Origin of the sequence: Erysipelothrix urinaevulpis, assembly GCF_009828835.1 — a bacterium.
Classification (GTDB): Bacteria; Bacillota_I; Bacilli_A; order Erysipelotrichales; family Erysipelotrichaceae; genus Erysipelothrix; species Erysipelothrix urinaevulpis.
Map to the genome: position 1 here is coordinate 193,775 of NZ_WTTB01000003.1, position 26,312 is coordinate 220,086.

At 34.2% G+C, this 26,312-nt stretch carries 22 protein-coding genes; 1 reads left to right on the forward strand and 21 read right to left on the reverse strand.

The features are described 5' to 3' along the window. Position 1 precedes the first annotated feature (1 nt). Complete coding sequence (locus tag GVV10_RS04880; RefSeq protein WP_201289992.1) at positions 2-1,270, reverse strand: ABC transporter substrate-binding protein; 1,269 nt, start codon at positions 1,268-1,270, stop codon at positions 2-4. 413 nt (positions 1,271-1,683) lie between these two features. Here GVV10_RS04880 and GVV10_RS04885 point away from each other — a divergent pair, with 413 nt between their 5' ends. Then, a complete protein-coding gene (locus GVV10_RS04885; protein ID WP_159520176.1) occupies positions 1,684-4,524 on the forward strand; it encodes a DEAD/DEAH box helicase in 2,841 nt (946 codons plus the stop codon). 17 nt (positions 4,525-4,541) lie between these two features. Here the strand turns inward: GVV10_RS04885 and GVV10_RS04890 are convergent, their stop codons facing one another. The 20 genes from GVV10_RS04890 to GVV10_RS04985 all read right to left on the reverse strand — a co-directional run bounded on the left by GVV10_RS04890 (position 4,542) and on the right by GVV10_RS04985 (position 26,312). Next, on the reverse strand, positions 4,542-4,967 hold the full coding sequence (locus GVV10_RS04890; protein ID WP_159520178.1) for a (deoxy)nucleoside triphosphate pyrophosphohydrolase: 426 nt from the start codon (positions 4,965-4,967) through the stop codon (positions 4,542-4,544). A 21-nt stretch (positions 4,968-4,988) separates the two neighbouring features. Next, positions 4,989-5,990 (reverse strand): hypothetical protein, encoded by a 1,002-nt coding sequence (locus GVV10_RS04895; protein ID WP_159520180.1) that lies wholly within the window; start codon positions 5,988-5,990, stop codon positions 4,989-4,991. 28 nt (positions 5,991-6,018) lie between these two features. Beyond that, positions 6,019-6,783, reverse strand: a complete 765-nt coding sequence (locus GVV10_RS04900) for a response regulator transcription factor (RefSeq protein WP_159520182.1) — start codon at positions 6,781-6,783, stop codon at positions 6,019-6,021. Next, positions 6,773-8,362 carry a sensor histidine kinase gene (locus GVV10_RS04905; RefSeq protein WP_159520185.1) on the reverse strand — a complete coding sequence of 530 codons (1,590 nt, stop codon included), beginning with the start codon at positions 8,360-8,362 and terminating at the stop codon, positions 6,773-6,775. The genes GVV10_RS04900 and GVV10_RS04905 overlap by 11 nt, the downstream gene beginning before the upstream one ends. A gap of 13 nt (positions 8,363-8,375) precedes the next feature. Beyond that, a complete protein-coding gene (locus GVV10_RS04910) occupies positions 8,376-10,040 on the reverse strand; it encodes an ABC transporter permease (protein ID WP_159520187.1) in 1,665 nt (554 codons plus the stop codon). Beyond that, a complete protein-coding gene (locus tag GVV10_RS04915) occupies positions 10,027-11,127 on the reverse strand; it encodes an ABC transporter ATP-binding protein (RefSeq protein WP_159520189.1) in 1,101 nt (366 codons plus the stop codon). The genes GVV10_RS04910 and GVV10_RS04915 overlap by 14 nt, the downstream gene beginning before the upstream one ends. A gap of 12 nt (positions 11,128-11,139) precedes the next feature. Further along, positions 11,140-12,153, reverse strand: coding sequence for an ABC transporter substrate-binding protein (locus GVV10_RS04920; protein WP_159520191.1), 1,014 nt, complete (start codon positions 12,151-12,153; stop codon positions 11,140-11,142). Between the two features lie 118 nt (positions 12,154-12,271). Then, positions 12,272-14,122: a 3D-(3,5/4)-trihydroxycyclohexane-1,2-dione acylhydrolase (decyclizing) gene (iolD, locus tag GVV10_RS04925; RefSeq protein ID WP_159520193.1), complete on the reverse strand. Its 1,851-nt coding sequence runs from the start codon at positions 14,120-14,122 to the stop codon at positions 12,272-12,274. A 9-nt stretch (positions 14,123-14,131) separates the two neighbouring features. Beyond that, a complete protein-coding gene (locus GVV10_RS04930; RefSeq protein ID WP_201289993.1) occupies positions 14,132-15,193 on the reverse strand; it encodes a transaldolase family protein in 1,062 nt (353 codons plus the stop codon). Positions 15,194-15,203: 10 nt separating this feature from the next. Next, the gene (locus GVV10_RS04935; protein WP_159520197.1) at positions 15,204-16,649 is read right to left on the reverse strand and encodes an aldehyde dehydrogenase family protein; all 1,446 of its coding nucleotides are present in this window, start codon (positions 16,647-16,649) and stop codon (positions 15,204-15,206) included. Between the two features lie 13 nt (positions 16,650-16,662). Further along, a complete protein-coding gene (iolB, locus tag GVV10_RS04940; protein ID WP_159520199.1) occupies positions 16,663-17,445 on the reverse strand; it encodes a 5-deoxy-glucuronate isomerase in 783 nt (260 codons plus the stop codon). Between the two features lie 3 nt (positions 17,446-17,448). Further along, entirely contained in the window at positions 17,449-19,434 is a 1,986-nt protein-coding gene (locus GVV10_RS04945; protein ID WP_159520201.1) for a BglG family transcription antiterminator, read from the reverse strand. Between the two features lie 12 nt (positions 19,435-19,446). Continuing rightward, positions 19,447-20,211 (reverse strand): sugar phosphate isomerase/epimerase family protein, encoded by a 765-nt coding sequence (locus GVV10_RS04950; protein WP_236261865.1) that lies wholly within the window; start codon positions 20,209-20,211, stop codon positions 19,447-19,449. A 1-nt stretch (position 20,212) separates the two neighbouring features. After that, the gene (locus GVV10_RS04955; RefSeq protein WP_159520203.1) at positions 20,213-21,166 is read right to left on the reverse strand and encodes an aldo/keto reductase; all 954 of its coding nucleotides are present in this window, start codon (positions 21,164-21,166) and stop codon (positions 20,213-20,215) included. Further along, on the reverse strand, positions 21,153-21,899 hold the full coding sequence (locus GVV10_RS04960; RefSeq protein WP_159520205.1) for a 6-phosphogluconolactonase: 747 nt from the start codon (positions 21,897-21,899) through the stop codon (positions 21,153-21,155). The genes GVV10_RS04955 and GVV10_RS04960 overlap by 14 nt, the downstream gene beginning before the upstream one ends. A gap of 57 nt (positions 21,900-21,956) precedes the next feature. Then, positions 21,957-23,276, reverse strand: a complete 1,320-nt coding sequence (locus tag GVV10_RS04965; protein ID WP_159520207.1) for a PTS sugar transporter subunit IIC — start codon at positions 23,274-23,276, stop codon at positions 21,957-21,959. Between the two features lies 1 nt (position 23,277). Continuing rightward, positions 23,278-23,625 carry a PTS sugar transporter subunit IIB gene (locus tag GVV10_RS04970; RefSeq protein ID WP_159520210.1) on the reverse strand — a complete coding sequence of 116 codons (348 nt, stop codon included), beginning with the start codon at positions 23,623-23,625 and terminating at the stop codon, positions 23,278-23,280. Between the two features lie 7 nt (positions 23,626-23,632). Beyond that, entirely contained in the window at positions 23,633-23,932 is a 300-nt protein-coding gene (locus tag GVV10_RS04975; RefSeq protein WP_159520212.1) for a PTS lactose/cellobiose transporter subunit IIA, read from the reverse strand. A 130-nt stretch (positions 23,933-24,062) separates the two neighbouring features. After that, positions 24,063-24,932: a PRD domain-containing protein gene (locus GVV10_RS04980; RefSeq protein WP_268892250.1), complete on the reverse strand. Its 870-nt coding sequence runs from the start codon at positions 24,930-24,932 to the stop codon at positions 24,063-24,065. A 12-nt stretch (positions 24,933-24,944) separates the two neighbouring features. Continuing rightward, entirely contained in the window at positions 24,945-26,312 is a 1,368-nt protein-coding gene (locus GVV10_RS04985) for a CehA/McbA family metallohydrolase (RefSeq protein ID WP_159520216.1), read from the reverse strand.

Below are 26,312 nucleotides of genomic sequence, written 5' to 3' on the forward strand. Positions count from 1 at the left end.
ATTATTTCCCCCTTTCCTCCTGCCACTTTGTCTTCATCGTAGTTTCGAATTCATCCCACGAAACTTGACCATCAAAATATTTTTGAATTTCTGGGAACATAATCGTCTGACCATATCCATCAGGATAACCATTATGAATCCAAGGCACTGTATTTCCATCACTAACATATTTTAAAATTTCTTTTGCAAGAGGACTCATGTCATTATCTTCCTCAAAACTTGAGTATGCTGGAATATATTTAAACTCATTCACGACCATCTTTTTGGCTTCTTCGTTCGTATACATCCACTCTAAGAAATCTTTACTTGCTTCAATAATTTTTTCATCTTTTGTTTTGTTAATACCCCAATAAAACGGTGGTCCAACAACTATTCTAGGTTTGTAATCTCCAACAAATGTTGGAACAATTGCTAACTTATCAGCAGCAAATTCTTCACTCATGCTATTCAAAGTTGGTTCAATCCAATTACCTTGATGAATTATCGCAACTTTTTCACCAATGAATTTCTCTTCGACCGATGTACTATAATCAATATTTAAAATTGGTTGAAGATTATATTTATTAATCAAGTCTGTATAGTTTTTAAAATCATCACTGTATTTCATATCTAACTCTTTAGCATTAAATGCATTTATGATATCATTATCAAATTCCGGAGCCATAAATGCAGCACTATACTGTGAGACAACCCAATGTTCTTTCCCACTGAATCCAAAGACTGCTTCTATTCCCAAATCTTCTTTTTTACTATCTAATGTTTCTACAGCAGAAACAAACGCCTCGTATGAATCAATGGTTTCATAATCAATTCCTGCTTTTTTAAATAATTCTTTATTGATCAATAAACCGTATCCCTCTAAATTAACTGGCATTCCTAATACTTTATCATCCAGAGTCACTGCATCTGCAAAACCTGGAAAAACTAATTCATTAAGCTTAAATTCATTAAGTTCCAACAATTTGTCTTGCCATTTATCAGCACTTGACGTCCCTTCCAACATAAAGATAGATGGTTCATCTCCTGATGAAAACTTTGCTTGTAATGCAGCCGCGGCATCTTCACCGCCTCCAACTGTAGTAATGTTTATTTTGGTTCCTTCGTGTTGTTTTTCATATAATTTTGCTAACTCTTCAAGTTGTGGTGCTGTCTCTACTTTAATATTAAATAAATCAACAGTTACACCCTCATCTTTTTTTTGACATCCAGATAAAATTAATAAACTTGAAACCATTAGTATAAATACTGTTTTAATTCTGAATTTACCCATAATTTTCTCCTTTATCAGTTTTTTCAAACTTATTATATCAACTACTTAAATTTGACTACTTTCAACACATTAACTTTAATTATTTTGATATTAGAATCACTCCTCTTTCTATTTGTTAGAATGCCTAACTAACTATTTATAATTTATAATATTATTTCAATATTGTCAAGCCATTTCGCATTGTTCACCGTTTAATAAGTATTTATTAATGAGTGTTTATTCTGATTAGAGCTTATAGCTTTGATGTTTTTAGATAGCCCTTACATATTGTCTCATATTAGATACAGTTTGTTGTATTTATTTTGAAATCTTGTTTTAAATTATAGCTCTCACGTTTTTATCAAGACTTTGTCGTTCACGCTATTCATGTTTAAATCCTTTCTGGTATAATTGTTATTAAAAGGGGGATTATTATGAAAAATTCTAGAGAAATTTTAACAAGTTTGCATACTTCTCACATTGATCACAATCACTCATCCGATTATACTTTTCAAACTGAGTTATTAACAAACGATTCAAACTGGAATCGAAAGGTCTTGACTAACCTTCGAAATGAACTGTCAACGTGTGAAGAATTTTTGTTTTCTGTTGCATTTATTACAGAAGGTGGTTTGACTACTCTTGCAAACCAAATGAAAGAAACCGTAAACCGGAATGTTAATGGAAAAATTTTGACCTCTAGTTATCTTGAGTTCAATGATCCAAAAACTTTTAGAAAACTCTTGAGTTATCCTAACATTGAAGTTCGTGTGTACGATGAAAAACCTCTTCATTCCAAGGGATATATCTTTGCAAAGAAAGATCATTACAATTTAATTCTTGGTAGTTCCAATCTTACCCAAACAGCTCTCACTCAAAACAATGAATGGAATATTAAACTAAGTTCTCTGAATTCGGGTCGTATTGTCAAAGATTCACTCGAAGAATTTTATCGTTCTTGGAATAATGCAACCGTATTAACTGATGAATGGATTACTGAATATGAAAAAAGTTATATAAAACCGACTCTAGATGTTAAATTAAACAAGCCAGGGCATATTATTCCAAATACAATGCAAACCGAAGCCCTTAGAAATTTGGAGAACTTACGCGATAAACAAAAAAATAAAGCTCTACTTATTTCATCAACTGGTACCGGTAAGACATACTTGTCTGCTTTCGATGTAAAAAACGCGAAACCTAAAAGAATGTTATTTGTGGTACACAGAGAACAAATTGCGAAAGACGCTCTAGAAAGCTTTAAACGTATTATGCCTGAAAAATCATATGGTCTGATTTCAGGATCTTGTAGCGATTACAATAAGGATTATATCTTCACCACAATCCAATCTTTATCTAGAGATAACACTTTAAATAAATTCTCTAAAGAACACTTTGATTATATTGTAATTGATGAAGCTCATCATTCAGCGGCTAAATCTTATTTAAAAATAATTAATTACTTTACACCAAACTTTTTACTTGGCATGACCGCTACACCTGAACGTAGTGATAATTATGATATTTTTGAAATATTTGATTATAACTTGGCTTATGAGATACGGCTGAATGATGCTCTTGAAGAAAATATGCTATGTCCTTTCCATTACTTTGGTGTCAATGATTTAACCCTAAATAATGAGTCGATCGATGAATTTTCAGATTTTAACCTGCTTACCGATGACCAAAGAGTTCAACATATAATTGAAAACACCGAATATTATGGTTATTCTGGCAGTCGCTTAATGGGATTAATTTTTGTAAGTAGAAACGAAGAAGCTGAAATTCTTTCAAAAAAACTTAATCTACAAGGATTAAATACGATCGCATTATCCGGTAAAAATTCCCAGTGGGAACGCGAAGCAGCAATTGAAGAACTAACTTCAGAAACAGGCAAACTTGATTATATAATTACTGTCGATATATTCAATGAGGGTATTGATATCCCTGAAGTCAACCAGATTGTGATGCTTAGACCAACACAGTCTGCAATAATATTTGTTCAGCAACTTGGTCGAGGATTAAGAAAATTCCCTAACAAAGATTATGTTGTTATTATTGATTTTATAGGCAACTATAAGAATAATTTTTTCATCCCTATCGCTCTTTCTGGAGATAAAAGTTATAACAAGGACACAATTAAAGAATTTCTGATCGAGGGTAACTCTAAATTGCCTGGAGCCTCAACGATGGACTTTGATCAAATTTCAAAAGAAAGAATCTACAAAGCTGTCAATCAGGAAAACTTTTCAACAATGAGACATCTTAAAGAGCAATACTCACTTCTTAAAAATAGATTAGGAAAAATACCGACTTTAGTTGATTTTATAAACCATGATTCAATTGATCCTCTAGTAATCTTTAAAAACCCTTCATTTAACACCTACAATGACTTTTTACAAAAAATTGACAAGAATTATAAAAGTAATATTTCTACCTATGAAAATCAATTCTTGTCTATGATTACACTTGAGTTTTTAAATGGAATGAGGTTAGATGAAATAGTTTTATTAGAAAGCCTAATCAATAATCAATCCATTACACATAAACAGTTTAAATTAATGTTTCCTAATGAAGCAGTACGAGAATCTCTCTATCATTTATTTAATTTGTCTTTCTTTGTTGCCAATGACATAAAAAAATACGGTATTATTTCTCCAATAGTTTTTACTGAAAATAGTATTTCATTTAATAGCGACTTACAAAATAGTCTTGAATATAACAATGAATTCAAAAATCAATTCCTTGATATTATTGAATTTTCTAAGAAAAGAAATAAGCTCAAATATTCAGATACTTTGGTTTCTTCAAATATGGTTTTGTATGAAAAGTATACAAAAAAAGAAATGTGTCGATTATTTAATTGGCATACCGATGAAAAAGGCGTAATCTATGGTTACCGTTTTAAATACAATACATTTCCAATTTATGTTACTTATCACAAAAAAGAAGATATTTCTGATTCAATTAAGTATAATGATGGTTTTATCTCCCCAAGTTCTTTTGCTTGGCAAACAAAGAACCGAAGAACACTTGAATCTAATGAAGTACTTCAACTTCAAGAAGCAATGGATATGAATATTCCAGCCCAGTTATTTGTACAAAAAGAGGATACTGAAAAAGGTGTTTTCTACTATCTAGGTGAAATGGATCCAGTTGCATTTGAACAAACAACGATTATAGACGGGAACAACGAATTGCCTATTGTTAATATTGAATTTGAACTAAGAACTCCTGTGAGAGAGGACATTTACGATTTTATCGTCAATAACTAAGAAAAGAAAACCGTTCCTTAAAAAACAAGGATTCGGTTTTCTTTTCTTTCTTTGAGATATTTTGAATTCTTAAGTAAGTCTACTATTTGTATATCAGCAGGTACCCAGTCTAACCCTGATAATTCATCAATCATTAACCATTTTGCATCAGAGTGCTCGTTTAGTACTAATTCTCCATATTTTATTTCACAAAAAAACAAATGCATAGTTAAATGAAATGAATCATATTGATAAGTAATTGTGTCAAAATATTGATTTACCTTTATATCTACTGATAATTCCTCTTTGATTTCTCTAATTACCGTTTCTTCATGTGTCTCTCCTGCTTCAACTTTTCCACCTGGAAATTCCCATTGACCATCAAATTCTTCACCGATTCGTTTTGTTACTAAGATCTTGTCATCCTGTAATATTACTGCTGCTGATACTTCAATTCTCTTCAAATAACTCACCCTCCTACTTCTTTATTCATCTAACCAATTTACGGTTGTTTTCATAATCGGATACTCAGTTTTCTCTACATATCTTAACATACTTGTATCTATTTTTTGACTACATTTTATCTCATTATTATCTTCTGAACATTTCAATTCAGTGACTAAAAAATAATTATCAGTATTTTTTAAAATTAAATATTTTTCATCATTTTCAGCAAGCAAGATATTATATTTAGAAAATACTCTCATTCCTGGCAATGCCAAAGATGCGTGCATATATCCTATTGATCCAGGCAGTATGACAACTGCTATTAAAAAGAATACAGACAGTGATTTTAAATTTAGAGTATAAGTCGTATCCACTTCAAGTGACTTTACTTCTTCCAGTGAAAGGAAAACACAGTAAAACACTGACGCCAACGAAATTTGAATCAATAAGCAATAAAAAACAATAATTACATAACCATTATTTCTAAATGTTATTATTAGCAATACAACGATACAGTAAAAAGTTATTAGTAGTATTTTAAATAGTTTGTTCTCCTCTTTATCGTCAATTTTAATCATAATCTTGATAATTGATCGATAGTTTAAAAATACGCTAAGAATCATTATCAAAGCAGAAATCACTTTTAATTTGAACGATGATATTTTTGACAAAAAAGTTAAAGTAAAAAGAAAAAACACTCCATAATTTGATGTGTAGATTGATTGAATAATTCGTTCCGCAATTGATTTCTTATTCTGGGATTTTTCATCAATTGAGAGTACTCTTCTTGCTTTCCTCCATGTCGATTCATCTATTTTCTTCATTAGTATCCCGAATAATACAAATACACTAAACGTCAACAAAAAATTAATCATTACATGCTTGTCTGATTCTATAATTTGTAAAGATGCGCCAATCTTGAAGTAAAAAAAATGCAAGTACACTTTTGTTATAAAATAGGATATTGGGCCTCCAATCAAAATAATTTTTTCTATGTTATTAAGAAAACTTCGTTTATTTTTAAAATTAATATTCTCCATAATTTCACCCCTCAAAATAATTATACCATCATTTCCCGGTTGAATAATACATCTTCACAATCTTGGGTGGAACCCCTACAACCTTACTGAAAACTTGATTGAAATATTTGTAATCATTATAGCCTACCATCTCTGCTATTTCGTACATCCTGTATTCATGGAGTTTAATGAGGTCGATTGACTTTTGAATTCTAAACAGAGTTAAGTACTCGTTGAATGTCATATTTAGGTGTTGTTGGAAGCGTGAGTTGATGGATGTTGTACTTTTGTCTGTTACCTCGACTAAGTCTTCTAATGTTATTTTAGCTTGGTAGTTCTCTTCGATATGTTGTAATGATTTTGATAAAGTGATGGATACTGTTTTATCGACCTTAGATAAAATTTGGTATCGATCTTCTTTGGGTTGTGTTAGGTTTTTTAACTTGTCTGATCGTTGTTTTGCCTTATCAAGAGTTCTTGATAGTTGTTCCTTTTCTATTGGTTTTAAAAGGTAATCGACGACGCCAAATTTAATTGCTTGTTGCGCATATTTAAATTCTGAATGGCCACTTAAAATGACAATAGAGTATGTATTCTCTGGAAGTGCTTTTAATAATTCGATACCATCCATGATGGGCATATTTATGTCGAGCAAAATAATATCAGGATAAGTATTGGCGATAGTCGTTAATGCTTCTTTACCATTACTTGCTTCGCCTACTAACTCAAGGGACTCTTTTTCCCAATCGATGGAACGAATGAGTCCTTTTCGTATAATAGCTTCGTCTTCTACAATACAAACTTTATATAACATTTAATCCTCCTTTTATTACAATTTCAACGATTGTATTTTGTTGATCACTGTATATTTTGAACTGAGCATTTTCTTCATAGGTTAATTTTATTCGTTGGATGACTGATTTTATTCCATACCCTTGATTGTGATCATTTATATGATCGTAATTATTGAGTTCTTCCACTTTTTGAGGATGCATTCCGCCACCATCATCAATAACATAAATGTATAAATCTCCATCTAGAAGATAAGCTGTAATATTTAATTCTAAATTCATTTTATTGTGGAAGCCATGCTTTAGACTGTTTTCAATGAGGGGTTGTAGTAATAGTTTGGGAAGTTTAAGATCAAGTACTTCTTTATCAATATCAATCGTATAAGTAAATCGTTCTTGTAATCTTGTTTTATGTATCTCTAAGTATTTCTTAATATACTCAAGGTCATCAGAAAATTTTATGTCTTTATCATTATCGTTGATACTATACCTTAGTAAAATGGTTGTTTTCACGATTAATTCACTCGCTAACTCAGGATCATCATCGACAAGGTACTTAATGGTTTCTAGTGTATTAAATAAGAAATGTGGATTGAACTGGGCTTCTAGTTGCTTGATTTCCGCATCTTTATTTAAAACTAAGAGTCTTTGATTTCTGGTAATTAATTCATTCAGTCTTTGATTCATACGATTGAATGCGATTCCTAAGTCTTTAAATTCATCGTTTGACGTTATATTAACACAGGTTTCGATATTACCTGACTCCATCTCTTTAACAGCTTCGTGTAATTGTTTTATAGAATAGCTAAAATCTTCACCTATTCTCTTTGCATACTTTTCATTAAGTTTTTTCATCAGACCATATGTTATAAGCAAAGACAAAGAAACGATCATCATGATGACCGAGTAAAAATTGTTCTTTAAGTAAAAATAAACAACTAAATTATGATCAATAGGTTTTCGGACTAGTTTGTATCCATTATCTTTTTCGAGATTGACTTTATGTGTATTGGACATAAATTCTTGGCTAGTTGATGCAAATACATTATCGAAAGTATCACTTATAACTAGATCATTTTGAATCATATCGAGAGGTTGAAGTGACTTAATATTGGGAATAAAATACATGTAATAAGATTGATGATTTTTATAACTGTAGACTAGGTAACTTTGATCACTGTCGATCGGACGATAAACTGTTGTATTCCATTCATTGATTTCTTGATTTGATAAAATTACACGATTAAATATCTTTAAATAGTCACTTCCTTCTAGAGATGGTTGACTAATAGCTTGTACATCAAAGTTTTTATCGTAAATAATTACTTGTAGTCCATCCGATATATCGGATCTTAACTTATATAAGTTTTGATAAACCGAATTAGTCGTGCTTAAACCATTTTTTCTTATTTTAGTCAGTGATGTTGAAATTTCTCGATTAATTGTTTGCTTAACACTATAAACTCGATATATTCTTGTATAACCGTAGAATATAATAAATAAAACTAAAACCATACCTGCTACAACCAAAAAAGGGATACGTCCATATTGAATGAATGTATCCTTTATTTTTTTCTCAAATGTTGTCGTTTTGTTTTCCATATATCTATTATACCTAAATACTTACATTTTTACCTTTAGATATCTTCATAAAGATTAGAAGTGAGATAATTGTTAGTGTTGTAAGAATTGCTGAAAGTGCGGCGGCTATTCCATAATTTCCACGTATAACTTGCGTATAGATTGAAACTGTTAATGTTTGAGTTTTGGCGGTGTAGAGAATAATGGCTGTGGATAACTCTGAAATCATAGTAATCCAACTTAGAATTGCCCCTGAAATAACCCCAGGTGCCATCATTGGAACTGTTATTTTAAAGAATGTTTTTGATTGCGATGAACCAAGTGAAATAGCAGCTTCTTCGACCGATGGTGAGATTTGTTGTAGGATTGCGACGGATGATCGTGTTGTATACGGAAGTCGCCTAATCACTAAGGCAATAATCATAATCGCATAGGTTCCTGTTAAAAAGAATGGTCCTTTTGATAAAGTTGTTAATAAAGCTATACCCAGTACAGTTCCTGGAATAATGTAAGGAACCATCGTTACCGCATCTAAAGCAGCCGTCAATGCATTCTTCCGTCTAACTGCGATATATGCAATTAATACAGCTAACAATACAATTATTATCAGTGAAATACCAGGGATAAAGAAAGTATTTTGGATACTATTTCCAAGACGTGTAAATGCTTGGCGATAACTGTCTAATGAGTAACCATCAACGAAAATTAAACCTGATGTTTTTAGAAATGACGTATAAAATACATAGATTTGTGGCATATAAGATAATGCAACAACACCATATGTAAAAATGTATACAAACGGAGCCATCTTTTTCGACATTTTCTTTGGCTCAATACTATGTAATGCACTCATTTCAAATTCATTTCGATTGGACAACCAGCGTTGTGTTAGAAAAAATGCGGTTGTTAAGATAATTGCAATGACTGAAATGGCAGAGGCAAAGCCTGTATCTCCCCCCACTTCTGATATAAACTCATCAAAAATTAAGCGAGGAAATGTTCTGTAGCCTTCCCCAATCAACATAGGTGTACCAAAATCAGCGAATGCACGCATAAACACTAGCAAAGCACTGGCATAAATAGTGGGTTTGATTAAAGGAATCACAACACGTCTAAATCGTTCAAATCCTGTTATCCCCATGCTTTCTGATGCTTCAAATAAGGTGTTATCTACATTTTCCAAAGCCCCTTGGACATAAAGGTATACCAAAGGATATAATTGAAGGGTCAAGACTAATAGAATTCCCTTGAACCCATAAATATCGGGTATGGCCAAACCAAATGTATTCAATAAAAATTTAGTTATCAAACCATTTCGTCCTAGTAACAAGATCCATGAATAAGCCCCAATAAAAGGAGCTGACATTGAGGATAGTATAATCACAACGTTCAAAACCTTTTTACCCTTAATCTCATAAACAGATGTGAAATAAGCTAAAGGTACCCCTATACAAAGTGCCAAAATAGTTGCAAGTGCTGTCACTTTAAATGAATTTAGAATTGTACCGAAATAGTACGACTGACCGAAAAACTTACCAAAATTAGCCCAGGTTACTGCATTTGTATTTGAATCAATAAATGACTGTTTTAATAAATTTGCAATTGGATAAACAAAGAAAGTTGCGTATAAAAGTATTATGATTAAAGTACTAACTTTCCAAAAATCGAGGTTTATTTTTTTACTTCTACTCGTAAACATCGTTCACCACTCCTTCGACAAGATTAAGTTTGCCATCAGAAGTATAAATATTTATCTTTTCTTTAGAGATCCCTAAATAAACAACATCACCAGGTTGGTAGTGGTTCTTTAAGGACGATTCAGTCACAACATCGACCATATCCCCTGTGTTTAATTCCATTCTATAGTGGGTATTAAGTCCTAAGAATGTGCTAGTCTTTATTGTTCCTACCAATGATGTCTTTTCAGTAGTGATATAGAATTCTTCAGGACGAATTGAAACTTTCACATCCATATCTTCTTTATGACTTGTAAACTCAATTTTATCTGTCGATAGCTTAATATTATTGTTCAAAATCAAATCATTCTGTTGCAATTGAGCATCAAGAATATTCGAACGACCAATGAATGTTGCTACAAAAACATTTGAAGGGCGATGGTATATATTTTGTGGTGTACCTACATGTTGAATTTCACCAAGATTCATCACAGCAATACGATCTGAGACTGACATTGCCTCTTCTTGATCATGTGTAACATAGACAGTTGTTATATTAACATCTTGTTGAATTTCTTTGATTGCTGTTCTCATATCAACGCGTAACTTAGCATCAAGATTTGAGAGAGGTTCATCCATCAACAAGACATTCGGTTTGATGACGATTGCTCTAGCTAAGGCAACACGCTGTTGTTGTCCACCCGATAAATTTTCTGGCAAACGATCTGCAAAGTCTTCAATTTGCATGGTTTTTAAAATTTCATTAACTCGCAATTGTATTTCATCTTTTGAAACTTTTCTATTTGTTAACCCAAAGGCAATATTTTGTCTCACGGTTAAATGAGGAAAAATAGCGTAGTTTTGAAAGACCATTCCTATATTTCGACGTGAAGGTTCCATGTCGTTTATTCGATCCTCATTAAAATAAAAATCTCCACCTTCAATGCTATTAAATCCTGCAATCATTCGTAGTAACGTTGTTTTCCCACAGCCTGATGGACCAAGGAGGGTGAAAAATTCACCCTCCTTGATTTCAACAGACAAATTAGGGATAACAGTGTTTTCACCATAACGTTTAATTGCGTTTTTTACTGATATATTAACACTCATCCTAATCCACTCCTAGTTTTGTAATTTAGCAAATAATTCTGTATAACGTTTTACAATGTCCTCTTTATGTTCTGTGACATATTCCATGTCTTCAAAGATTAATGGCAATGTACTGTAATCTTTCAAGTGATCACCTGTTTTCACATCTTTTCTAACAGGTCGATTGGTTAAATCTGACCCAAAAATAGTTTGAACTTCTTCACTTAAAATAAAGTCCATGAATTTCTTAGCGTTTTCTTCATTTTTAGTTCCTTTAATTATTCCGGCACCTGCTGGTAAGAAAACACTTCCTTCTTTTGGATAAACAATTTCAATGTTTTTTGCTCCATCTTGAATTAATTTTGAAACAGGATCTTCATAGGTTAGTCCAACCCACATTTCTCCATCAACGACTGATTTATAAACTGAAGATGATCCTGATTGAATTTTGCCATCCCATTGTTTAACAAGTTTTTCGACATAGTCCCAAGCTTCATCATTCATGTAATCTTTGTCAGGACTCATGGCTAATAGAATATTAGTTAACTGAGCAAAAGCACTTGATGAGTTGGCAGGATCAGCTGTCGCAATCTTTCCTTTTAATTCAGGTTGTAATAAGTCTTCATAACTTTCAATGGTTAAATCTTCTGTCAATTCTTTATTCACAACTAAAACAGAACCATCAAGTACGTTGTAAGTAATGAACCCTGTATCGTTCTTATACTCATCCACGACATTCGTATCTTCAGTCGATACATAATCCATGAATAGATCTTTGTTTGATAAGAACTGGGTATACGTTCCTCCAAATAAAACATCACCATACGGGTTTGCTTTCTCAGATTCAATTCGTTTAATCAATTCCCCTGTACCAGCAGAAATTAATTCAACCTTAACTCCCTCTTTATTCTCAAATAAAGGAATTACAGCATTAATCATTCCTTCACTGTTTGGTGAGTAAACAACAAGCTTTTGCTCATCCTCTTTCTTTGCACCACATGCAGTTAATAATAATGTAACTAATAAAACTGAAATTATTTTCTTCATTTTATTCCTCCTGACTAAAGAATATCACTCATGTAAGCGCTTTTATACCTAATATAGGACAAATAAGGGGAATATATCAAAAAAAGATTGAGTTTTCTAAGGACTCAATCTTTTCAAATTAATATTTTCTTGTTTGTTTGACTGCTTCTTTCATTTCATCATATTTCTTTTGAACATTATCATTCGCTGTAACTTCACTCACACCAACTCTCCACCAAGAGCTATAACCTTCTGTCATTGTCTTAGGCAGAACTTTAATGTCGAATAAGCATGCTCTAGTTTGTGTTTTTGAATCTTCTAGAGCGGCAAGTAATTCTTGTTCATTGTATATTTTATAGGTTTTTGCACCTAAACTTTGGGCGTTCATTGCGAAATCAATTGGGACATAATCGCCACTTAATTGATCTGTTTTCTCATCTCGGTATCTAAAGACTGTTCCGAATGATTCACTCCCTTGGTTGTTTTGTAGGTTTTCAATACATCCCCAACCATGGTTGTCCATGAGGATTATATTAATTTTAATTCCTTCTTGGATTGCTGTGAATAATTCACTGTGCCCCATCAGATAACTACCGTCGCCACACATTGTATAAACTTCTTGTGTTGGGGCTGCCATCTTCACACCTAGTGCTCCGTTGACTTCATAACCCATGCATGAGAAACCATATTCAACATGATATGTTTCCGGTGTCGAGGGTCTCCATACACGTTGTAAATCTCCTGGTAAACTTCCCGATGATCCAACAACAATCGCATCTTTGGCAATAGTCTCATTGATAATTCCTAAGGCTCGAGTTTGCGAGAAGCCATAGCCTGGTTTGTGGTTGTAAAGTGCATCCACAATGCTGTCCCATTCTTCTTTAGCTTTCACAATTTCATCTGTGTAGCTTGATTTATAATCTTGAAGTTCTTTTCCTAAAGTTTCTAAACCAAGTTTAGCGTCACCGACGATTGCGGTAGCATTCATCTTTATACTGTCAAACGTATTCACATTGAGAGTGATGATGTTTGCTGACTCTTTAAACAAGCCTTTTGATCCTGTAGTGAAATCACCAAGACGGGTTCCTACAGCTAAAATAAGATCTGCTTCTTTTGCTATTTCGTTTGCTGCTTTGCTACCCGTGACACCGATTCCACCAAGCATCAGTTCATGATTCCAAGGAAGCAAGCCTTTACCAGCTTGTGTTTCTCCCATTGGAATATTAAATTGTTCTGCGAAGTCTTTCAGTGCTTCACCAGCTAAACTATACCGTACACCACCCCCGACAACAATCAAGGGTTTCTTTGCTTCTTTGATTTTTTCGGCTGCTTCTTTAATTGAACGATCGCTTGGAATGGGACGATCCATATACCAAACACGTTTGTCAAAAAACCAGCGTGGATAATCATAACTTTCGGTCTGGACATCCTGAGGTAAAGCGATGGTGACAGCACCTGTATCACTAAAACTTGTGAGTGTGCGCATTGCATTCATCATGGCACTGATCAATTGTTCAGGACGATTGATGCGATCAAAGTATTTTGATACGGCTTTAAATGAATCGTTGGCTGTAATCCCGACGTTATATTCTTGTTCAATTTGTTGAAGAACAGGGTCTGGTTGACGGTCTGCAAAGGTGTCACCAGGTAATAGAAGTAATGGAATACGATTGGCTGTTGCTGTTCCTGCTGCAGTGACCATATTTAAAGCACCCGGTCCGATTGATGACACACAAGGAATAATTCCTAAACGATTTTTTTGTTTAGCATAGCCAATTGCTGCATGTGCCATATTTTGTTCGTTATGACCTTGGTAAAATTTGATGGATTGTCCAGGTTCTTGCAAACCTTGCCCAACTCCCAATACACAACCATGACCAAAGATTCCAAACATACTGTCTACATATTTATGGTCTTCTCCATCAATTGATACATATTGTTGATCGAGAAACTTTAGCAATGCTTGGGCCATTGTTAATTTAATTGTCATAGACCCTCCTTATTGTTTTAATTGTTCTTTACGGATAATGACAAGGAGTTCATCATAGCCCCCAAAGAATTGTGTTAATGTTTTTTGTGTAGCACCTAAATGAACAAAGTCTTCTGGTTTCATCCCTTCGGCAAGATACATCTTTTTGAAATCATCAACGTGCAAGAGTTCATCAATGATTGCTTGATCAACGGGCACATCAATACGTGATTCTACCTTATAATCCCCTTCATTGAATTTTTTAATCCATTTGTGTGGGATTGTCATTTCTAAATTACCACCGACAAAGTCTAACCATTGATTGTCGAAACGGTAAGCTGCTGCAAGCAAGGTAGTTCTGTAGCCTTTTTCTTGGAAAATTGTGTAAGCATTTTTCATGACGCTAACACCTGCTAATTCAAGAGCTTCTGGGCTCAAGTTTATGCCTTGAGTTTCTGCAGCTTCTTTGGTCCAATCACCAACACGTCCGACCATAATAGTACAGACAGGGTGCATGGTGGATGAGTCAAGACCTTCTTCTTCACGACGTTTTAATCCACGCTCGACAGCTTCTGCCACCGCTACGGCTTGGGCAACTGAGAATGATACTGTGGCATTGATACTTACACCGCGATATGTTGCTTCTTCAAAGGCTTCGATTCCTTCTTTTGTTGATGGCATTTTGACTTGCATGTTTGGAGCAAGTGTTGAAAAATACTCAGCTTGATCCGCCATTTTTTCTGCACTACGGTAATATTTTGTATTCGTTTGAATTGAAATACGGCCTTTTTGTCCATTTGTTTCTTTGAAAATTGGCTCGAGAAGTTTGGCTCCTTCAATCGCTGTCATTTCAATAATTCTCCATGCAATTTCATCTTCTGTTTCGTTTGGATATTTCGCAACCATCTCTTGAATAATTGGTTGGTAAGTATCAAATTCTGCTTCAATAACATTCTTTACAATTACTGGGTTTGTTGTTGCTCCAACGGCTCCATATTCAATCGCATACTCTAATTCTGATATTGAGCATGAGTCGTTCCAAAAATCTGTTCCGTATTTTACGGCTGTTTCGTGTAATGGGCTTTTATACATTGTCATCCTCCTAGCTCATCCAATCTGCTTTTTCTTCTGTATTCCATTTTGTTGTAATTTTTGTTAAATGTGACCAGAAGTCTAATGATAATTTACCTGTAATATCACCAAATCCGTATTTTGAACCCTTGATTCCACCAAATGAGAATGGCTCACGTGGTACAGGAACCCCAATATTGACACCTAACATACCTGCTTGTAATCCTCTTAAAGCTTCATCAGATACACGACCATTTTGAGTAAAGACTGAGCCTGCGTTTCCATAAGGTGATGCTTGTTGAATTTCAAGTGCTTCTTTTAAGTTGTCTGCTTCTACTACTTCTAAGACTGGTCCAAAGACTTCCTCAAGTGGCATCTTGTCTTGTAATCCACGCCAGTCAATTACGGTTCCACCAAAGTTATAACCTGGTCCGTGTTTTTGTGTGCGTCCATCAACAAGAATTTTTGCTCCGAGTTTTTCGGCATTTTCGATATAGTTTTCGATTTTTGCAATGGATTCCATTGAAACGATTGGTGGGATATCGACGCCTGCTTTTTGTGCTGTAATCTTTTCAACAACACTGTCTAAGATATGCTCTGAATCTCCTAGCATAACCATGACAGATGCCGCCATACAACGTTGCCCTGACATTCCAGTAGCTGATGCAACAATGTCAGATGGTGCACTGACTGGATGTGCATCTGGAGCCACGACAAGATAGTTTTTAGCGCCACCTAATGCAAGTGAACGCTTTAAGTTTGATGTAGCACGTTTGTAAACAATTTGCGCAACAGGTGTTGATCCTACAAATGATACAGCTTGAATTTGTGGGTGATCACTGATTGCTTCAACAGCATCCTTACCACCATTGAAAATATTGAAAATTCCATCAGGTAAGCCAGCTTCTTTCCATAATTTAGCCATCATTGCTGCACTTAAAGGTGTTAATTCTGATGGTTTCACAATGATTGCATTTCCCATTGCGATGGCATTAGGAACTGTCCAGTGAGGAACCATTACAGGGAAGTTAAAAGGTGTAATGCTTGCGACGACACCTAATGGACGTCGTTCAGTACGACACACAACTCCACGACTGACTTCTTCAATTTCTCCTGCGGCTAATTGAGGAATAGAACATGCAAATTCTGTTAATTCGATTGCCTTGTCAATTCCAGCGTATGCTTCACCCATGCTCTTACCATTTTCTTCATGGTTGATGACTGCTAATTCTTCTCTGTGTTTCAAGAGTAGGTTTCGATAGCTATATAAAACTTCCGAACGTTTCTTAAGGGTTAGTGCACCCCATGCTTGTTGAGCGATTGTGGCTGCTTCAACAATTTCATCAAGTTCTTCTTTTTTTGAATTATATGTTTGAGCAATTAATTCGCCATTCACTGGTGAGTAAACATCGATTAATTCACCCTTACTTTCTAACCATTGTCCATTTCCGTAATTCTTTGATATTCCGTACTTCATAATTTCTCCTTTTTTATTTAATTAAATGTTCAAAATATGGGTCGTTATAGAATTTCCATGTTCTTGTTGGTCCAGCCATAACGTTTAAATAATATAGATCATAGCCTGGAGGAACCGCAACTGGGTGATACCCTTCTTTAACTAAGACAGCACTATCATGCTCTACAACAAAGACTTCATCCACAGATTTGTCATCATTGTATACACGTTGTAAAGCAAATCCTCCTTCTTGAGGGTTTAACTTATGGTAGTATATTTCTTCTAAATAAGATTGGTTTGGTAGATCATCTTCATCATGACGATGGGATGGGAAACTTGACCAATTTCCACCCTTTGTGATGACTTCAACCACTAATAAACTTTCTGCTGGTTCAGTTTCAGGAAGAATGTTTTTTGCTGTTCTTTGTATTTGACCATAGCCACGGTGTTCAACACTCATTGTTTCTGGCTTAATAATTCGACTTGGCATTTCTTTTGATGATGGGGAGGTACAGATTGCTAATTCGACAGATGTAGTAGCAGTAAATGTTAATTGATCACCAAGTCCTAAATAGATCGCATAGGGAGCCACCTCTGCAAAAACAGTGTCTCGATTTCCAATATGTTCTAATGGATTATTGCCAACAGCAACATCGCCATAACCATATAATAAGACTACACATTGTTCTGTATTATCCAGAGCATTCACAGTATAACTTTGTTTTTCTTCTAATTTCACGATTTGTAAACCAGTGTATTCCATTTCTTCACCCATCGTAACAACAATGGGTCTATTTTTTTCAATTCTTGCTTTCATTAATTACTCCTTTAAAAACTTATGTAAATGATTCCATAATGATTCTTGTGTATCAATCTCATCAAGACCTTTAATAAAGTTTAGATCATGACTTAAGCGATGAACATCTGCAATACTATGCAAGTGATCTTTCGATGTTTTGGCTGCAATAAAGAAAAATAAACGTCCTTCACGATTGTAAGGAAATTTAGTGGCTTCTTTAACAAAAACAACACTCACACTGGGTTTAAGGATGGAGGCATCGATATCTCCATGCGGTAAAACAATCCCATTTCCGATAACATAATGACCATCATATTGTTCACCAATTTCAACAATCTCGTCCACATAGTCATACGTTACAATCCCTTGATCAACTAACAATTCTCCACTCATTTTAACGGCTTTTTGCCAAGTTGGTACGCTCTTAACCACAGCAATTGCCTTAAAATCTAAATATTCTTTTAAAGAACGTGAACTTCGATTCATCGTTTGATGGTCTAATTGGTCATGTATTATTTGTACTTTTTCTTCTAACTGATCATTTATTTGTCGATAGCCTTCAAAATGTGCCGATAATAAGACATGATCGTCATCAGTCATCAACGGTGAAACCTGAATAATCGGAATGCCTTGATAGTCCTGACGATTTAAATTAACCGTTGTCACAATTGCATCTAAATCTTTGACTTGCATATCATGAAGTCGTTGTGAGGCCACTAAAGCGACAATCTCAACATTGTAATCTTGTTTGAGAGTTTGATTCATAATTTGAGACGTTCCAAATCCTCCACCACAAACAAGAATAATTCGCTTCGCCTGAATCGTTTTGCTTCGCATCCTCTCAATACCTGCAAGGACGTGTAAGGTTATCAAATAAACTTCAGTATCTGTGATGAGTTCAGCATCAATAAAGTCTAGCTTTAAGAGCGAATCCCTGACAATATCCAAATATTTTTTTACTGAATCACTTTCACTTAACACAATATCGACATCGTTATTAATACCTCTCAACATCCGATAAATTGTCGGTCTAATATGATTCAATAAACCTTCTAAAAGACGATCATCTTGGGTTAGATCATAGCCGCTAGCCTCTGAGACTTCTTTGATAATATGATTAATTATTAGAACAATATCAACCCAGCGTTCCACAATAATACTACTCGACTCATTACCAAGAATTCCTACCGACTGATTTGATATCCAAATAATGTCTTGTTTATCCAAACTAACACCTAATATCTTATTCAATCGATCAACATAACTCGCAATCACGTTATACAACGCTTGATCTCTAATCGTTTGTTTACTTTCTATCGTATGATTATTTATTTTAGCCAAATAAGCAATCAAAACAATGACCCGAATTGATTCATAATAATTCGTATTGTCATTTTGAAATTGAGCCGAGATTTCTTGAAATAACTCATACAATTCTACTTGATCAATATCCAATAATTGTGAGGATAAATAATCATTGGTTGGATTTAATATACTTGTTGTTTTTAATTGATTCTGACTCATTAACAAGGCTGCCGAGATTTCATGAAGTTGAACATTTCGTATCACCAATTCATCAGCAACAATGCTATTTTCCACAACTGATAATCGTTCATCTAAATTTTTTATTACGTCTGTTAAATCAGAACGAATCGAGGTACGACTAACCTCCATCTCTTTTGACAACAACGTCAAATTAACATGACGTTCTATCAATAAGCGTGTTTTAACATAATCCATTCTTTCAAGTTTAGTATACTTATTCAAAGCTTGTAAAATTCCAAGGACATCCGTTTCATTGTATTGAGATGGTATCGTAAGTTCTCCAGCTTTTTCTCGTGTAATTTCTGGAATATTGTACGCTTTTAAAACATAGTTTAAATTGTCTAGATCATACCGTAAGATACGATCACTAATATCTAAACGATTTAAAACATCTTGTACTTTTATCTGTTGCTTATTTTTTAGAAACTCAGCCAACACGATGACTCTTGAACTTACGTACATGTTTTACGCTCCTTAAAGTAATGTTTTCAAATGATTTAAACTACGTTCAATGCTATTAAACATCCCAATTTTACTGTAATCTTGTTCAATACAGAAATACTCAACACCATGTTCTTTTCCAAAATCAATAATAGCTTTAAAATCAACATCTCCATCACCACAAGCGACAAGATTATTTTCAAAATCATTGGGATCTAAACTCGTGATGCAATCTTTCATATGAACAATTGGCATTCTACCTGAGAAATAGTGCATTTCTTTTAATGGATCATGACCAGCAATGCTCATCCAATAAGTATCTGGTTCTGCATAAATACCGATTCCATTGACGGGATCCGTAATATACTGCATAACTTTACGACCATTAATTGTATTGTTGTAGTCATATTCTGGACAATGTAATCCAATTGAAAAACCAAGTGTTGATAACTTTGAAGCAGCTTCTATTAATGCTTCTTTTGTCTTAATGTAACCGTCTGTAGTTTGATCTTCATCTTCAATGTACTTGTCATAAAGAACTTTACAGTTAAAGACGTAAGCTTCTTCTAATATTCCATCAAGATCGTTGAAGAATCGATCATGTTTGATGTGTAATCCAACAACTTCAAGTTCATATTTTTTTAGTAGATTCGCAAATTCATACATGTCATTACCACGCATACCATCGACTTGTACATATTTAAAACCCATTTCAGCAACCTGTTTCAACGTTCCTTCTAAATCTTTTTCAATTTCTTTTCTAAGTGAGTAGAGTTGTAATGCAATTTTAGCTGTCATATTAATCCTCCAAATTTAAATAGTTTACGTCTGCTTCATTTAGTTCTATTTTCGCACCCTCGATTGATGATCGTAATTCTTCAATACGTTCTGACCCAATGGCTGCAGCTGTTGGGAATTTTTGATTCAAAACGAATGACAATGAAATTTGAATGGGTGATACATTTTTCTTTTCAGCCATTTCCACAGCACGATCGAAACGTTTCCAGTTGTTGTCATTATAGAAGACATCAACCATTTCTTCATTTTCTAACTTGTCTGGTGCGAAGGCGCCTGAGAAGAATCCACCTGCTTGTGATGACCATGATAATAGTGGCATCTGTGTTTCTTTATGGAAGTCAATCATTGTCTGATCGGCTGTAACACATCCTGGCCAACGTGGTTTATTGACTTCAGCTAAACTAAGGTTTGGACTATTAAATGTGAACGGTCTTAAGCCTTTTTCTTTCGCATAATTATTTGCTTCAATAATGCGATCTGTCTCCCAGTTAGATGTCCCAATTGCATAAACTTTACCTTCTTGAATCATTTCGTTCAATGCTTCCATTATTGGGCCTACCTCTTGAGTGATATCATCACGATGTAAAGCAAATAATTCTACATGATCAGTTCCAAGCATTTCCAAACTCTTTTCAATATCTTCACGGATTGCAGTTGGATTGACACGTGGTGTATCTGGAAACTCACGAACTGGATGACATCCTTTTGTAAAGATAACGACGTTATCACGGTTGTTTTTTTCTTTCATCCATGTGCCAAGTGCTAACTCACTGTGACGATAATGACGCGCTGTATCAAATGTTGTGCCGCCATTTGCAATAAATTCATCTAAGATGGGAGCTGCTACATCCATGTTATCTTTTCTTAAAAAATCTCCTGATCCCATCATAATTTGTGATAATTCAATATCTATAATTTTATTATCTTTTAAACCTTCTACTTTAATTGTTCTCATGATGCCCTCCTAATAGCTTTGCTGCACCTTTATCAATATAGAGATAACCTGATGCATGATTTCTAACTAAACTTGAAGGCACTGCATTTGATACTTCACCTTCAACAGTTGCTTTGATAATTTCTGCTTTCTTTTCAGCATTCGCAATTAATATCACGTGCTTCGATGCTAACAATGTCTTTAATCCTAAGGTAATTCCTACTTTTAAATCCAATTCTGTGTCAAAATATTTCTTGCCGACTTCTTTGGTCACTGGATCTAAAGGAATAATACCGGCTTCAAGTTCTAAATCTGCTCCTGGTTCATTAAAACCAAGATGACCATTCATGCCAATTCCTAATAGTGATATATCAATACCACCAAGCTCTTTCACAATCGTTAAAATACGCTGTGATTCGGCTTGTAAATCAGTAGCCTTACCATCAAAAAAGTGCACATTATTCTCTAAGTCTATGCCTAAAGGAGTGTAAAGTGCATCATATAATGTTTGATTTGTACTTCCTTTTGTGTCATATCCTAAACCACCCCACTCATCGAGTGAAACAAAATGAACTGATGATAAATCAATGTCATCATTATTCTTCATTTTTATGAGGTTTTGGAATATTTCGAGTGGAGTTTCTCCGCCTGCAAAACATAAAACTGCATCGGGTTTTTCGTTAATTATTTCCACAATTTTATTGCATGCTGCTTGTGAGGAAGCTGCATGATTCTTTGAAATGATAATTTTCATAATATATCTCCTTAAAAGTAACAAAGTTAAGGCAGTAACCTCAACTTTGTTTGATTATTAAAAGTCTAAGTTTAATGCTTCTATTTCTTTATCTCTATCTGTTTTTTCAACTGAATCTTTAACATCCAAACTACGTTCATACATCTTAAAGAATGGGTAATACATTAAGATTGCTAAACCGATAATTACAAAGAACAGTACAATTGCTCGCCAATCCATTGTCGTTAAATATTGCGCTAAAACTACAGGAACACCACCAACATGCACGACAGGTGGTCGAACTATTCCCCATTTAAATACCATAAATGATAATGCTGATAATAAAGGAACTCCAAATACAAATGGAATAAATAGGTAAGGATTAAATGCAATCGGCAACCCGAACACAACGGGTTCAGAAATTGTGAAGATCATTGGAACAAATGATGCTTTTCCAATCGCCTTTAAATCTTTACGTTTACTCATAATCGCTAAAATAACAAGAGCCCCTGTGATTCCACTTCCTGTCGCTCCCATAAAGTAGTCCCAATATGTTGGCGCAAAGACATGTGGAATCGCTTGTCCAGCTTGATATGCTGCGGCATTTGCAGCTAAGTATTGAGTCATAAACGGCATAACAAATCCGATGAGGATTGCATAGCCATTTAATCCAATAAACCAAAATAACATTTCTAAAAATGAGATGATGATCACTGCCCACACAGTATCAATACTTCCTAAAGAGGGTGCTAATACAGATGTAAATGCTTCAGGAACAATTTGACCACCAGTCAACGCTCCAACCGCTAAATTAAGTCCTAATGCTAATAATAAGACTGTAATCATTGGAACAATTGATTCAAAGGTTTGAGAAATCATTTCTGGTAAACCTTCAAATCGCATCGTAAATTTATGTTTAATAAAGAAACTCATAATTTCAACGGATGTAATCGAAGCAATAATTGAAACAAATAATCCACGTGAATCTAAGTATTGCGTATCCATCACACCATCCACAATCTTAACGTTTAAGATCATCGTTGCAATAACTGCCCCAATAATCCCATGAGTAATGGGAACATTCAACGTTCTTGAATGATTATATGAGATTGAAATTGCACTGTATAATGCCAGTAACCCAAAAGTAAAATTAAAGGGTAAATTAAGAATTTCCGCATTGTTAACAAAGAAATTATGAATCGCTCCACCAGCAGGAAATAATTGTCCAATTGCTGAAATAACGAGCGTAAATGATCCTACCATCAAGACTGATATAAGTGCCATCATTCCATTCTTAATGGATTGAATATGACGTTGTTTTTCAATCTTTGAAGCAATAGGACCCAGATGAACTTCCAACATATCAACAGTTTTTGTCATTAAGTTTTTCGATGTCATCTTAGTTTGCCTCCGTTTGATTTATTCGTAAATAAATCGCTTGTTTAAGGATATTGGCGCCATTAACTGTTCCATAATCTTTGGTATCAATGACCTCAATGGGCTTTCCACGCTCATCACAAATTTCTTTTAAATCTAAGAATCGATGTTTGATTTGTGGTCCGATCAGGACAACATCAAAGTGATCGATGTATTCTTTAATATCACTTGCAGGATGTGCTTCTATTAAAACATCAACATCCTTGAGTGCTGTACTGCCTGCTGCGATTTCTCGCATCTTTGTTACCATGACGCCTGTTGACGCCCCTAAATTACAACAAAGCAAAATATTAAGTCTTTTAAAGTCCATGAATGATCTACTCTCTTTCTTTATACCCTTCAATTAACTCTTCCGCAATTGATTCAAACATAACTGTATTCATCAATGTATCCTGCGCATGGATAACAAGTAAAGACAGTTGGTTATTAATATCTGGAATTTCCATCAGCACCTTGTTGATGCGTTGTGCTTCAAGAATTGAGGCTTGAGCCTCCTTCATCAAGACAACTGAAGATTCGTAATCTTTACGTCTTGCAGCTTGTATTGCTGTACGTAATGTTGCGAATGCATCACCTGCATATGAAATAATTCCAAAACTTGTTTCTTCTATATTCATAAAGGCCTCCACTAATGATTAACTAATCACACTTAGATTGTAACCTCTTACAAATCAGCAAACAATTCCCAACTTTTGTAATTGTAGTAGACAAAATATTCCATGGATAAAAATGTAAACATTTCATAATTTAATAGTCAATAACTTCCACCTTGTAATTATTTTGAATCATCGAATGAATGTGAAGTGCTAAATATCCCACTTCACTTTCTTCGAGTTTGATGTGATAAATCTTTGATATATGGTCTGCAACCATCGTTGCAATTAGGTATTCTTGGGGTGCAAGTGAAGCAATTGAAGCATTCAAATTATTTTGTACAGGAATTTGTTGAACCGAACGACGAATTGCAAATTCTAGATGATTGACAAATCGCATATAATAACGCGAACTAATCTCTATTTTTTGACCGATTTCTCGTTCTATAATCATTCGGACTTCATAATTAATTTGATTAAACTCCAAGACTTCAGATACACCTTTTTTTGTTAAGGATGCATGAACATGAAGCACAATAAAACTTAATTCATCTTTTGGAAATGATAAATCAGTGTTTTCATTAAGGTACTTTAAAACCCAACCAGCAAATTCAAACTCTTCTTTGTAATAAATTTTTAATTCGTTCATAAATGGATACGTGATGTTTATACCTTGTTCCAAACGCTCAATTGCGAAGATCAAGTGATCAAGTAGAGTTATGTTTAAATTGGGATTAATGGCTTGATCAAAGACTTCATTTGCTTTTTCAACAATTTCTTGAACCGCTTGAATTAGCTTCTCATCTTTTGCTCTTTTTAAAATCGAATGATACGTTTCTGCTTCGTCACCTTCAAGCACAAGTAAGTTTTTTTCAATGGTTTCAGGCAATGTTATTTCCTCGCCAATATTTCTACGGAAACCAATTCCTTTGTGAAACAAAATTCTTTTCTGTTGACTTGTGTTATGACTACACATCACGGAATTGTGGTTTAGTACTCTTATAATTGTGTATTTATTGTTCATGCTTTTTCCTCGCTAATCTAGTTCTTTTTCAAATTCTTCAACCAATTTTAGGAAATCAATTGATTGATTGGCTTCTTTTGTGAATGTCATGATTGGATTGGTAAAGAGGATAATATCACTCTCACGATGGCCTTCCACTCGAACATAACTATTTGATTTTAAATCAATGTCATGTGTTAAGGAACAAGATTCATGGGTATGAACTATTTTTCCATCGACAATGACCTTCCACTGAATTGGTGTTTTTGATCGACCCATCATCGTATAAAGTCCTTCATCAACACGTGTTAATGGATGAACAATCTTACCACTTGATGATTTATATTCAAATTCTACATCGTCATAACATGTCACAATGATTTTCCCTTGTTTTAAACCATCATAGAGATTGTTGACGGATAAACCATCACAATGAATCGATGTTGTAGGGTAACCAATTGGGTATTTGTTATAGTAATTTTCTTTATGAGCATCGCTACCACCAACCCCTATAAGACAAATTCTATTTTTCCATAAAAAGTCGAAAAATAAAAGAGCTTTGTGATTATCTGTTTCCACTTCCCACAAATGAGGTGAATTGATAACCTCAAGATGGGTTATGTATTGCATATCAATATGATGTTGAAGATCAATCCCTTTAGCAAATGGATGATTAATACTAATTGGATGACCTTCCTTACTCAAATGCTTAAATAAATCATTTAAAACATCCGATTTTGTGTCATTCTTAATAAAATAGGGTTGATAATCAATGATTCCGTTATAACCGTAGACATTGTAATGCCCAAAGTTATCAAACGTAATCTCAACACCTGGAATAATTGGAGCCTGAATATTAGGATAATGCGTTGTTGCAATTGAATGTTCCGTGTGTGATAAGTAATCCAAACCACTTCGTTCAAATTCTTTCGCAATTTTCTCATAAGTTATTCGACCATCTGATGAATCAGAGTGTAAATGGATATCACCTTGATAATATCGACTTAATGTATTCCATACTTTAGAAAAGTCTTGAGTGTAAATTGATGTGTTTGCGTGGCTAGGAGCTGTGTTAGCTTCTTCAATATTGATTTCAAATCGACCACCCACTTGGTATGGTTTAATAATTTCTAAAACCCATGCTCCTTCAACAATTTCTGTTCTTGTTGCACCATTGCTTAACATCGCCGTTAACTCGCCAAAGTAAAGATATTTTTGACGTGTTTTCATGGTGAATTGGGCCACTAATTCCTTATGAGGATTTCTTAGATGAATTAAAACATGTTCGAACGGAACCTCGACAAGTTCTAAACGTAAGAGTTTAGGGCTTGTCGTTTGATTCCAAATAAATTCAAAATATTCATAGTGTTCATTAACATTAAAATCACCTGAAAATTTCAT